This window comes from Colwellia maritima (assembly GCF_022669015.1).
In the GTDB taxonomy this organism is placed as follows: domain Bacteria; phylum Pseudomonadota; class Gammaproteobacteria; order Enterobacterales; family Alteromonadaceae; genus Colwellia; species Colwellia maritima.
On record NZ_JAKKSL010000002.1, the window covers coordinates 1078258 to 1090794 of the forward strand.

13 protein-coding genes and 3 pseudogenes are annotated in these 12537 nt (G+C 35.5%); 9 read left to right on the top strand and 7 right to left on the bottom strand.

What is annotated here, in order from left to right; translation table 11 throughout:
• Window positions 1–117 precede the first annotated feature (117 nt).
• From L3081_RS15410 to ttcA, 9 genes and pseudogenes are all read left to right on the top strand, one after another.
• Window positions 118–612, top strand: coding sequence for a FixH family protein (locus L3081_RS15410; protein WP_242286954.1), 495 nt, complete (start codon window positions 118–120; stop codon window positions 610–612).
• A 3-nt stretch (window positions 613–615) separates the two neighbouring features.
• The gene (locus tag L3081_RS15415; protein ID WP_242286955.1) at window positions 616–813 is read left to right on the top strand and encodes a heavy metal translocating P-type ATPase metal-binding domain-containing protein; all 198 of its coding nucleotides are present in this window, start codon (window positions 616–618) and stop codon (window positions 811–813) included.
• Window positions 814–848: 35 nt separating this feature from the next.
• A complete protein-coding gene (locus L3081_RS15420) occupies window positions 849–1280 on the top strand; it encodes a cation transporter (protein ID WP_242286956.1) in 432 nt (143 codons plus the stop codon).
• A gap of 175 nt (window positions 1281–1455) precedes the next feature.
• Window positions 1456–3078: pseudogene (locus L3081_RS15425) on the top strand (heavy metal translocating P-type ATPase); the annotation flags it as partial.
• Between the two features lie 4 nt (window positions 3079–3082).
• Complete coding sequence (gene ccoS, locus L3081_RS15430; protein ID WP_242286958.1) at window positions 3083–3295, top strand: cbb3-type cytochrome oxidase assembly protein CcoS; 213 nt, start codon at window positions 3083–3085, stop codon at window positions 3293–3295.
• Window positions 3292–4026, top strand: coding sequence for a sulfite exporter TauE/SafE family protein (locus tag L3081_RS15435; protein ID WP_242286959.1), 735 nt, complete (start codon window positions 3292–3294; stop codon window positions 4024–4026). Before ccoS ends, L3081_RS15435 begins: the two co-directional genes overlap by 4 nt.
• A 93-nt stretch (window positions 4027–4119) precedes the next feature.
• A pseudogene (fnr, locus tag L3081_RS15440) lies at window positions 4120–4837 on the top strand (fumarate/nitrate reduction transcriptional regulator Fnr).
• Between the two features lie 136 nt (window positions 4838–4973).
• Window positions 4974–5912, top strand: coding sequence for a universal stress protein UspE (uspE, locus tag L3081_RS15445; protein WP_242286960.1), 939 nt, complete (start codon window positions 4974–4976; stop codon window positions 5910–5912).
• Window positions 5913–6190: 278 nt separating this feature from the next.
• Window positions 6191–7102, top strand: a complete 912-nt coding sequence (gene ttcA / locus L3081_RS15450) for a tRNA 2-thiocytidine(32) synthetase TtcA (RefSeq protein ID WP_242286961.1) — start codon at window positions 6191–6193, stop codon at window positions 7100–7102.
• 35 nt (window positions 7103–7137) lie between these two features.
• On the opposite strand, the gene L3081_RS15455 is transcribed toward ttcA, so the two are convergent.
• The 7 genes and pseudogenes from L3081_RS15455 to L3081_RS15485 all read right to left on the bottom strand — a co-directional run bounded on the left by L3081_RS15455 (window position 7138) and on the right by L3081_RS15485 (window position 12534).
• Window positions 7138–7998 carry a glucosaminidase domain-containing protein gene (locus L3081_RS15455; protein WP_242286962.1) on the bottom strand — a complete coding sequence of 287 codons (861 nt, stop codon included), beginning with the start codon at window positions 7996–7998 and terminating at the stop codon, window positions 7138–7140.
• Between the two features lie 23 nt (window positions 7999–8021).
• Window positions 8022–8687: a hypothetical protein gene (locus tag L3081_RS15460; RefSeq protein ID WP_242286963.1), complete on the bottom strand. Its 666-nt coding sequence runs from the start codon at window positions 8685–8687 to the stop codon at window positions 8022–8024.
• The gene (locus L3081_RS15465; RefSeq protein ID WP_242286964.1) at window positions 8668–8856 is read right to left on the bottom strand and encodes a hypothetical protein; all 189 of its coding nucleotides are present in this window, start codon (window positions 8854–8856) and stop codon (window positions 8668–8670) included. Before L3081_RS15465 ends, L3081_RS15460 begins: the two co-directional genes overlap by 20 nt.
• A gap of 115 nt (window positions 8857–8971) precedes the next feature.
• Window positions 8972–9661, bottom strand: a complete 690-nt coding sequence (locus L3081_RS15470; protein WP_242286965.1) for a LysE family translocator — start codon at window positions 9659–9661, stop codon at window positions 8972–8974.
• A gap of 17 nt (window positions 9662–9678) precedes the next feature.
• The gene (locus tag L3081_RS15475; protein WP_242286966.1) at window positions 9679–10266 is read right to left on the bottom strand and encodes a DUF1415 domain-containing protein; all 588 of its coding nucleotides are present in this window, start codon (window positions 10264–10266) and stop codon (window positions 9679–9681) included.
• 39 nt (window positions 10267–10305) lie between these two features.
• Window positions 10306–12094 (bottom strand): annotated as a pseudogene (locus tag L3081_RS15480) (ABCB family ABC transporter ATP-binding protein/permease).
• A gap of 146 nt (window positions 12095–12240) precedes the next feature.
• Entirely contained in the window at window positions 12241–12534 is a 294-nt protein-coding gene (locus L3081_RS15485) for an integration host factor subunit alpha (RefSeq protein WP_242286967.1), read from the bottom strand.
• Window positions 12535–12537: the final 3 nt, after the last annotated feature.

Here is a 12537-nt window from a genome sequence, read left to right on the forward strand (position 1 = left end):
TAACACATTGTTAACTAGGGTTTTTTATTATTTAAATATATTAAAGAATACTAGCTCAAAAATTAAAAAAAGTTATAATATGGTATAATTTTCTACTGCTGAATATTGTCATACACTATGAAAACATCTTGGTATCGTGAACCGTGGGCTTGGTTAGTCTTTATTCTTCCTTTTACTGCCGTTGTTGCAGGAATAGCTACTTATATAATCGCAAATACTAACGCAGATAGCTTAGTTGTAGGTGATTATTACAAAACAGGTAAAGCGATTAATTTGCAAGTAGCAAAAGTAAAACAAGCACAAAAGTTAGGTATGCGTTTCGGCTTAAAACTTCATAACAATGAACTTGTAATTAAGCCAACAGGTATTGAAAAAAGCTTTCCAGTACTTAATATTACTTTTTTTCATCCTACCCTTGAAAACAAAGATTTTAATTTAACGTTAACACCTGATGGTAATGGTTACTTCAGACATCAATTTGATCATGACTTGTCTGGTAAATGGAAAATAACCATCACACCATTTGAAAAAACATGGAAAATACAAGACACGATTAGCCTTCCTCAACGTGATTATATTGATATAATTCCAGATCCAACAAAAGCACAGTAAACCATGCCTAACACTTGTTTTCATTGTGATGAGCCTATTCCAAAAGGTATAAACCTTTTTGTAACCATTGACAAAAAAAAACAACCTATGTGCTGCATTGGTTGCCAAGCTGTTGCTCAAACAATTGTTGATAATAACCTGACACAATATTATCAATTTAGAACCGAACCTGACTCAAAAAGGTGCAGATTTAATCCCTGAAGAACTCAAAATCCAAAGACCGTAAAAAAAACAAGTTGCTTGATGAAGAAATACTGCAAAGTGAGTTTATTTATCAAAATAAAGAGTCCAAAGAAGCTATTTTAACCATTGAAGGGATAAGTTGCGCCGCTTGTGCGTGGTTAATCGAAATGCAATTGACCAAGCTCAAAGGCATTGACAAAATCAGTGTTAATGCAACAACACAGCGAGCAACGGTAACCTGGCATGATAATATTTTACAACTTAGCGATATTCTTAATGCAATTGAGCATATTGGCTATCAAGCGCTTCCTTTTAAAGCTAACGAAGTAGAACAACGTAACAAATCAATCAGTAAGGTATTTATAAAACGCTTAGGCATAAGCGGCATTTTAATGATGCAAATTATGATGATTGCTATTGGCTTATACTTTGGTGCTTTTTCCGATATGGCGGAGCACAATAAAATTTATATGCGTTCGGGTTAGTTTTTTCTTAGCTATCCCCATTGTTACCTATGGTGCTTTCCCATTTTATATTGGTGCGATAAACGCATTAAAAATGAAACGCTTATCGATGGATGTACCCGTCTCTATTGCAATTATATTGGCGTTTTGTGCGCCGCTTGGGCAACCATAACCCAAACAAGGTGAAGTTTATTTTGAATCTGTTTCAATGTTTACCTTCTTATTACTTATTGGTAAGTTTTTAGAGTTTCGTGCCCGATCATATGCCGCCCAAGTTTCAGCTAATCTTTTAAAACTTATGCCTATGACGGCGACGAGAATCACCCAAAATACATTATCAGCAAGTAGCGAAGAACTTGTAGCAGCTAAACAATTGGTGAAAGGCGACATTGTATTAATAAAACCTGGGGAAGTTATTCCTGCTGATGGTGTTATTATCAATGGTAATAGTCAAATTAATGAAGCCATGTTATCAGGAGAACAATTACCGGTAACAAAAATAGTTAATGACCATGTTTTTGCCGGAACAGTTAATAGCGACGGCAACCTGATGGTGCGAGTAGAACAAGCGAGTAACGAATCTTTTTTAAGTCAATTAATTCGCTTAAGTGAGCAGTCTCAAGCTCATAAACCTAAACTAGCGCGTTTTTCTGATAAAGTAGCGCAATACTTTGTCGCTATTATTTTGCTTACCGCCATTGGTACGGCTTTTTATTGGCAACAACATTTACCTGAAGAGGCCTTTTGGATCACTTTATCAGTATTGGTTGCTACTTGCCCATGTGCTTTATCCTTAGCTACACCTACTGCGTTAACCTGTGCAACTACTCGCTTAAATCGTGATGGCATTATGATTAAATCAGCCCATGTGATGGAAACTTTACCTAACATTGACTGCTTTGCTTTTGATAAAACAGGCACACTAACAACCGGTGAATTTGCAATTGATAACGTTATTATTGAAAACAGCCTGTATTCAGAAAAAGACGTATTAGCCATTGCTGCAGCGTTAGAATCTCATTCCGAGCACCCTCTCGCTAAACCTTTTGCTCAATACAGAGATTACGCTATCCATACAAACGACATCAACGTAATTTCAGGGCAAGGAGTTAGTGGTGTTGTAAATGGCGAAACATATCATATAGGTAAGTGCAGTTGGCTTTTAGCTGAACTTAAACATGAAAATAATGATTTTTACAAACATGCATCCTGTGTATTAGTCACTAACAATAAACTTATCGCCGCCTTTTATCTTAAAGATAAAATAAGAGATGATGCAAAAGCCTTAATTAACACCTTAAATGTAAACCATGAAACACTGATGCTTTCTGGTGATAATCAAGCTGCTTGTGATCAGGTAGGACAAGTTTTATCAATTTCAGAATGTTTTGGCAACTTAAGTGCTACAGACAAAATGACGATTATTAAACGGCGAGAAGATAACAATATTAATATTGCCATGATTGGTGATGGAGTCAATGACTCTCCTGTATTTGGTGCTGCGCATGTTTCTATGGCAATGGGATGTGGAACAGATATAGCAAAAAGTGGTGCTGATGTAATTTTGTTAAACAATAAACTCTCAAGTATTAACATATTAAATCATGTATCACTTAAAACAAAACGTATTATATTTCAAAATTATTTATGGGCTTTTGGTTATAATGCAATTGTTTTACCACTTGCTGTAAGCGGCTTTATCACACCTTATATGGCTGTTATCGGCATGTCAGTCAGTTCAATTTTAGTGATTAGTAATTCGCTACGATTACTTAAAAAAAGCCCCTTAACTTTCGAAACAAAGAACCTTCAAGGGTAAACATATGAATATCATTTACGTACTAATCCCAATAGCAATTTTACTTACCGCACTTGGAATTTATTTGTTTTTTTGGGCCGTCAAAACAGAACAATTTGATGATCTAGAAAAACAAGGTATGAGTATTCTGTTTGATGAAAACAAAAAAAATGATCCCTTACAAACAACAAATACTGAAGAGCAGAACAAAATAGATAGGCAGAAAACGAACAAATGAGCCTCGATTTATTATCCGCTTTTATCATAGGATTACTCGGTTCAGGCCATTGTATTGCCATGTGTGGCGGTATTACATCTATGTTAACCTCAGCCCTTCCTTCATCTTCTAAAAGCAAACATAAATATAGCGCTCAACAAATCTCCACCAACAATCAAAAGACCTATACAAAGCATAGCAACAAAGTTATTTTAGTGGTTTGTTATAATCTAGGTCGAATTACATCTTACGCCTTTATAGGCGCGATTGTAGGTTTTACCGGCTCTATTGCCGCAAAAAATCTTGGTGCTCCCCTTGCTACCCTACGCATTATTTCATCAATTTTCATGATCTTACTTGGATTGTACCTTGGACAATGGCTAATGTGGCTGAACCGCATTGAAGCGATAGGAAAATACTTATGGCAATATATTTCGCCCTTAGCAAGTAAGGCAATTCCAGTAAATTCTCCCGTTAAAGCCTTAACACTTGGTGCCGTTTGGGGCCGGTTGCCATGTGGATTAGTCTATTCAACATTAACATGGGCCTTGGCAAGCGGAAGCATGATTACAGGTGCAAGTATTATGCTTTGTTTTGGTTTAGGAACCTTACCAAGATTATTAACCCTATCCATAGGCATGACCAAGATAAAAAACTGTCTAGTCAACCCAACTATAAGACGTACAATGGCTTTAATCCTGATATCCTATGGTATTTATAGTTTAATAGTTGCATATCAACAAATGTTCTAATACCATAGCATTGTCTAAGGAATTAGAGTAAATACGCTTAGTAATACTTGTGTATTTTGAGTGTCTCTTTCTCTAACATTAATTGAGTAATCTATGCCAAAGAATAGTTGCCCAGGTACACAACATATTAAGTGTCAAAACTGTAGTATTAGTGAACTTTGTCTACCTTTTACGTTAAATAGTCAAGAACTTGAAACGCTTGATGACATTATCGATCGCAAACGTCCTTTTCATAAAGGAGATAAAGTTTTTACCGATGGTCAAGAAATGCATGCGCTTTATGCCATTCGTTCTGGTACATTTAAAACCTTCACAGTAAACGAACAAGGTGAAGAACAAATTACAGGTTTTCACCTAGGCGGTGATTTACTTGGTTTTGACGGTATTGCTGATTCAGAACATAAAAGTTTTGCCCAAGCACTCGAAACATCGATGATCTGTGAAATTCCGTACAATAATTTAGACAAATTATCAAACACTATGCCTAAACTTAAAAAACAAGTTTTGCGCTTAATGAGTAATGAAATCCGTACTGATCAAGAAATGCTAACCTTGTTGAACCGAAAAAATGCAGAACAACGTTGCTACTTTTCTAGTTGGTTTGAGCAATAGATACCATGCTAGAGGTTTATCCTCAACAGAATTCCGTTTAACAATGACCCGTAGCGATATTGGTAATTATATCGGTTTAACGGTTGAAACAATTAGCCGGCTATTAAATCGTTTTCATAAAAATGGATTGATCAAAGTTGATGGCAAACTTATTACAATACTCAATATTGATGAATTAGTTGATTGCTCTGAGATTTAACCTAATTTCACAACCATTATCTTCATTAAAAACTCAAAAAAATTGATTTAAAACAAGCATTAATTCTACATTTTTGCTATATATAAATTAGGCTTTATTAACGTCTAATTAATTTATAGCAAAGGTGAGAGTTATCATGAAAACTTATCAAAATATTTTGGTTGTTATTGACCCAACAACTAACGACCAAAAAGCATTAAAAAGAGCAATAGATCTAGCAGCAAACATCAATTCGAGTGGTGGCAAGGTTAACGTCACAGCTTTTTTAAGTATTTTTGATTTCTCTTATGAAATGACCACAATTCTTTCTAGCGACGAACGTGATGTTATGCGTCAATCGGTTATAAAAGATAAAGAACTCTGGTTAACTGACATCATAAATGGCTTAAATCCAGAAATTCAAATTAAAAACCAAGTTGTTTGGCATAACCGTCCTTTTGAAGCAATTGTTGAGCGCGTTATTCAAGAAAACTATGAGCTTGTCATTAAAGGTACTCACCAACACGACAAATTCAAATCCGTCGTTTTCACACCAACTGATTGGCATATCTTACGTAAATGCCCCTGCCCTGTATTACTCGTAAAAGAGCATGAGTGGCCAGTTAATGGTAATATACTTGCCGCTGTTAATGTGGGAAGTGATGAAGCTGAACATCAATCGCTTAACGTTAAAATCACACAAGAAGCTAAGTTATTAGCACAACTTATCAAAGGACATGTACATTTAGTCAACTCTTTTCCTGGTACCCCCGTGAATATTGCGATTGAAATTCCTGAGTTCAATTCAACTGAATACAATGACACCATGCTTAAGCATCATGAGAAAGCGATGATTGCTCATGCAAACCAATTTGATATTAGTGTTGCCAATACGCATGTTGAAGAAGGCCTCCCTGAAACAGTCATAGAGCAAGTAGCAGAAAAAATAGATGCTGAACTTGTGATACTTGGTACCATAGGTAGAACAGGTATTTCTGCAGCTTTAATCGGTAACACAGCAGAACACGTCATTGATCAACTGAAATGTGATGTACTCGCACTTAAACCCGATGGTTACGTATCCCCGCTTGAATAATTTTTTTACTCTACCTCATCGCCTAACTTTAATTGAGACAATCAAATTAGGCGTGTTTAATTTCAATATGGACGCTACATAGACCTAGATTGTTAGTGGATGTAAAACACATCCACTTAACTAAACATTCCAACCACACTATATCACCGATAAACGTACGCGGAATTATTACACGGGATACAACTGGCTTTAAACGAATAAAAGCCCTATAATGCGCCGCAAAACTACGGATACTAATCCTACCAATTTCCGCTTGTCATCACAAAGAACTCTGCAATATGAACTCTACTGCCTTAACTGATATACAAAAAACTCAATTATCAAAATTAGAAAAGCGCCTACGACATAATGTTGGTCAAGCAATCGCTGAGTACAACATGATTGAAGATGGTGATAAGATAATGGTGTGCTTATCTGGCGGAAAGGACAGCTATGCGCTGCTAAGCATATTGATGAAGTTAAAAGAATCGGCTCCAATCAATTTTGAATTAATCGCTGTCAATTTAGATCAAAAGCAACCCGGCTTCCCAGAGCACATACTGCCACAATACTTAGACACTTTAGGCATTGAATACCATATTGTAGAAGAAGATACTTATGCCATTGTGAAAGACAAAATTCCTGAAGGAAAAACCACCTGTAGTTTATGCTCAAGACTACGCCGTGCTGTGCTTTATAAAACGGCTAAAAACCTAGGGGCAACTAAAATAGCCTTAGGACATCATCGTGATGACATGATTGAAACGTTAATGCTAAACATGTTTTACGGTGGAAAAATGAAGGCAATGCCCGCAAAACTGGTTTCAGATAATGGTGAGCATGTGGTTATTCGCCCATTAGCGTTCTGTAAAGAAAGTGAATTAATTTACTACGGTGAACTTAAACAGTTTCCAATTATTCCGTGTAACTTATGTGGTTCTCAACCCAATATGCAACGTCAAAATATTAAACGCATGTTAAATGACTGGAACGAACAATCACCAGGTAGAATAGAGTCGATGTTTACGGCTATGCGAAATATTGTTCCTTCTCATCTTTGCGATAGTAATTTATTCGACTTTAAGAGTATTGATAGCTCTTCAGGCGTTATCAATGGTGGTGATGTTGCATTTGATGAAAGTGAAATAAATAATAGTTTCAATAATTCAACCAAACACAATAATGAGTTAAATGTGATTGAAGTGAAATAATAATGACACTTCAATTATTCTCTGTCCTCTTTTTGTTAAAAATACTTTTGATTATGTCGAAGCATATTAGTGATTTCATTGACGTAATCTACGCCTCGTTCAGAATAGGGTAATAACCCTGTAGCAAGCACTGCAGGGTTCAGTTTTTGCTCTTGTAAACGTAATTCGGCCCGTATAGTTCTAAAAACACTGTAAGCATTATTCGTGTTAATGTTGTCAAAGTATCGAGTAACCGCTTCCTCTAATGAACTAAACGCTTCAACTTCATGTTTTTCGCCTATGATTCTGCCACCCGGCACCATGCCACAACCCTCTTCATAGCACCAAATACCAAAAAAATTCAAGCCAACACGAGAAAAACGAGAGGTTCCCCAAGCAGACTCATTTGCTGCTTGTACTAAAACTAAAGGCAGAGGGATAATGTCAACACGTAATAGTAAAGCATTTAATTTTGTCAGTAATGAAGCGTTTCTATTCACCTCATACTTTTTAACTAACTGTGTTAACTCACTACGTTCTTGTTTGTTTAATGGTAATTCTAACGTGACTTTTTCCATCCAACTATTAAGTTTTGCTCTAATAGTGAGTAGTTTTTTATTCTGATTTACGATAACCGGTTTTATAAAATTAAAAAATAATTTCTTTTTAGCATTTATATTTTCAATAGCAGAAAAATCAGGCAAGTTTACATTATGCAAAGGCTTCTCTAATTTTCGCTTAACAGTTTTTTTTGGGTTTGTCGCTGCAGTAACGTTGGTTTTTATTTTTTCTACTTTTTCAATAGGTAATGGATCAATCGCTTGAACGATACCTGCGGGTTTTAAAAAGGTAAATGGGGCAATTAAAAAAATGGCAAACAAAAACAATCCAACCTTAATTAGTATTGAGTTTTTCATAAAATATCCTTAAATAAGCATTTTTACGCTGAAAAGGTATCATCGGTATCCGATGATTGCTTATCTACATTCGAGTGGTCTGATCCAGAAGTGCCCGTTATGGGCTTATTGGTTGCTAAACTAATACCAAAGATTTCACGATATAAAATACCTTTAACGTTGTAAAATAATGGCGCAAGAAACGACACACCAAAGATTAAAACGATAATTCCTAGCGGAGCAAAACCTGATTCTAATAGAAAAGCCAGTGGCATGAACAAAACCACAAGTGATAACAATAAAACGAAGTATAAATAAAAAATAGGAAAAAATTTAAAACGAAGTGTTTGAATAGATAAAACAATCGCTTTCATCGGAGACATTTTTTTTTCAATAACTAGAGGAACAGTCAAAGACAATGTCACGGCTAAAAAGATGCCCGGCAATACATATAATTTAAAGCCAATACTAATTAAAACAGAAGTGAATAAAGCGCATAATACAACCCAACTTGCTCGAGATAAAAAAGAAAATGTCATTTTAATATCTGTTTTTATCCCAACAGCATGTTGCACCCCCATCATTTCAACCCCACCAATGAAAGGCCAAACAGCAACAGTAACAATAAGATTTAATAACATGCTCGCTTGAGGATCAGCCATTACAGCTTCAATGCCACCAAGATAACTACTAACGATGAAAGATACCAAAGATACCCAGTAATAAAGAAAAAAACAGCCCTATATTAATACTTAATCTTGACTTTAATGTTTGTTGCCAAGCTTCAGACAAAATGGCTTTTACATCAATGTGGTAGTCTCCCTTAAGGGCATTTTCAATATTACCCCCCACTTGTACTATCGTTATTTTTTCTGGCAAAACGGTTATCCTTATAGGTCTCTTTAGATGAGTCAAAATAGTAAATCAGGCAAGAGGCATAAAATAATCGGGCATTATACCCGAATATTTAATAAAGTGTTGTTGTGAGTATAATCTAATTCAAATCACTGAGTACTAATTGTACTGCTAATAGCAATAAAACAGCGCCCATTACTCTGTCGAGTATGTAGCCTTTAATTTGTAAGAATTCACTGATTTTGGGATGTGTTAATAAATAGGATAGGCACACGAACCAAATCCCCGTTGCTATTGTCATATAAAGACCATAACCGAGTTTTATCGAAAATGGTGTATCTGGTGCAATGACCATAGAAAATAAGCTAACAAAAAACAGCGTTGCTTTCACATTTAATCCATTGATTAAAAAGCCCGTAAAAAATGCTTTTTTAGCTGAAGGAATAGCCTCTTTATATGCTTTTGTTACTGGGGTTAACAAAACTTCATTTTCTTCACTATGTTCTTTACTAGTATTTTGAAACTCGTCCACCGTTGTGGGTTTTTTCGCTCGTAAACCATGCCATGCAATGTAGCAAAAATAACTGGCTGCTATATATTTTAATGCCGTGAATAAGCGTTCATCACTGGCAATAATTAACCCGACTCCCACTAAAGAATATGTAACATGTAATAGAATACCTGTTGCTATCCCAAAACTTGTAAAAATGGCTGTTCGGCGGTCATAACGAATACTTTGCTTTAATACGATCGCAAAATCAGGGCCTGGGCTTGCAACAGCGAGTAAATGAACAGTTGCAATTAAAAAAAATTGTTCTATATATGACATAAGGTATTCTATTGTTATTAACGTAAAGGAAAATTATGGTGAATTTTGGCCAATATTTGCTGAAAATAGTTAGCACCTTTCTTATTTGCTAAAATAATATTATTCTCAGGAATTTTTTCGGGTTCATTATACACAGATAATACTTTAGCTAAACTTGCCTCACGAATAATATGTATAATTGGGTAAGGAGAGCGATTGGTAAAGTTACTACTATCTTCATAATCTTCACCGTCAAAACAATACTCGGGGTGCATACTTGCAAGCTGAAATATCCCTTCAAAGCCAGAATTAACCAGTAGATCATTACCATAATCAACTAAATCTAGATAGCGTTCAAAACCTCTAAAACCATCTCTATAAATGATCAGGGTTGTTTCTAGGTCATCATGGGCTTGTAAATAACGGCATTGTTCTATTAATTCATGCAATGCGGGTTTTACTTGATCAGTTACAGATTCATGAAAACAAATAGTATTGTTAACAAATTCCTTTTTTGCAAAAGGACAAAAATTAAGACCAATAATCACCTCTTCAAGCCACTGTTTGGTGGCCGAAATAACACTACTTCTCTCTCTACTTTCGTCTCTATTGTCATTACTATTCATTATTATTTACACCATTAACCATGGTTTTTTTCCTTATTTTTATTCTGCCGACTGTTGTAACTGCCACATTTTACTGTATTTACCATGCAAGGCTAATAATGCTTGGTGATTGCCTTGCTCAACTATTTCTCCATCATTCATCACGATAATATTATCACTATTTGTGATAGTCGATAATCTGTGAGCAATCACTAAACTGGTTCTATTTTTTGCTATGTCATTTATTGCAGTTAAAATCGCCTGTTCTGAATGACTATCTAATGAGGATGTTGCTTCGTCAAACACCAAGATTTTAGGGTTTTTTAATATTGTTCTCGCGATCGCAACACGTTGCTTTTCACCCCCTGAAAGTTTTAACCCACGCTCGCCTACCATAGTCTCGACACCATCAGGTAAACTATTTACAAATTTTGTTAGGTGCGCTTGACTCAATGGCTTGCATCACTTGTTGAGCATTGGCTTCTGGATTACCGTAGTTAACATTGGCAAACAACGTATCATTAAAAAGCACTGTATCTTGAGGGACTATGCCTATATGTTGTCTCAGTGAATCTTGTGTTACTTGATTTATATTCTGATCATCAATGCAAATAGAGCCATCATTAACATCATAAAAACGAAATAACAATTTAACCAAGGTAGATTTACCAGAGCCACTTTCACCAACCACGGCCACTTTTTCACCCCCTCTAACCTTAAATGAAATACCTTTAATAATGGGTCGCTTTTTACCATACGAAAAATGTACATTCTGGAAACTAATTTCTGCTTGTTTAATCGATAATTCACTCGCATTAGGGCAATCTTGCACGGTTGGCGTTTTGTCTAATAAACCAAATAAATTTTCAATATTTGCTAATGAACCTTTAATTTCTCGATAGACAAACCCTAAAAAATTTAGTGGCATAAACAACTGCATCATAAAGGCATTAATCAACACAAAATCACCTAATGTCATTTTGCCTTCACTAACATTCACAGCAGCAAGGGCTAACATTGACGTCATTGCTATGGCTATAATAAGTGCTTGACCGCCGTTTAATGCAAACAAAGATAAACGATTTTTTATTTTTGCTTGCTCCCACTTACTAAGCTGTTTGTCGTATGCTTGTGCTTCATAATCTTCATTAGTAAAGTATTTAACCGTCTCGTAATTAAGTAAGCTATCAATTGCCCGAGTATTGCTTGAAGAATCAGCTCGATTGGCTTCTCGAACATAACGTGTTCTAAGGTCGGTAGCGTATACAGAATATGCTATATAAGTAAGAATTGATCCTAAAGTAATTAAAGCAAACCATATACCATAGTTTACGAATAAAATCGTAACGACCATGACTATTTCAAATAAAGTAGGCACAATATTAAACACCATAAAGCGCATTAAAAAACTAATACCCGAAGTACCTCGGTCAATATCTCGTGATAGACCACCAGTTTGTCTATTTAAATGAAAATCTAAATCAAGTTGATGTAAATGACGAAAAACTTTCAGCCCTATTCGGCGAATGGCTCTTTCAGTTACCCGCCCAAATAACGTATCACGAATTTCAGCAAACACCACAATCGATAATCGCACTGCACCGTATGCCAACACTAATCCCAAAGGCACCACCATTGGTTGTAGAGTGTCAGGTGTTTTAGCATCTAACGTATCAACAATGTCTTTTAAGATAAAAGGTAAATACACACTGGCTATTTTGGTTAAAATTAAGCAGAAAAAAGCAAAGGCTATGCGTTTTTTAAATTCAAATAGGTAGGGTAGAATAAGTTTGAAAGCTTGCCAGTTTATCGTGGTAACTTCATGCTCAGGATAGCTTGAACGGCGCATATTTTCCTTATTTCAAGATAAATCATACCAAGATGATGAAATTAGTATAAGTAAAGAAGCTCATTGTAAATCAAAAAACCACATTAGCATTTAAGTTAATGTGGTTTTTTATCGTGCGGATAAAGAGATTAAAATAATACTCTTAATTAATCGCTATTACCGTTTTCAACACGGCTTTTTAATTTTTGACCTGGTCTAAAAGTTACCACTTTACGGGCTGAAATTGGAATATCTTCGCCTGTTTTAGGATTGCGACCCGGACGTTCGCTTTTCTGACGTAAATCGAAATTACCAAAACCAGAAAGTTTTACTTGTTCGCCACTTTCAAGGGTTTCTCGAATATCTTCAAAAAAGATTTCAACCATTTCTTTTGCGTCGCGTTTGCTAAGCCCGACTTTTTCAAATAAATGTTCTGCTACTTCTGCTTTAGTAAGCGCCATTGC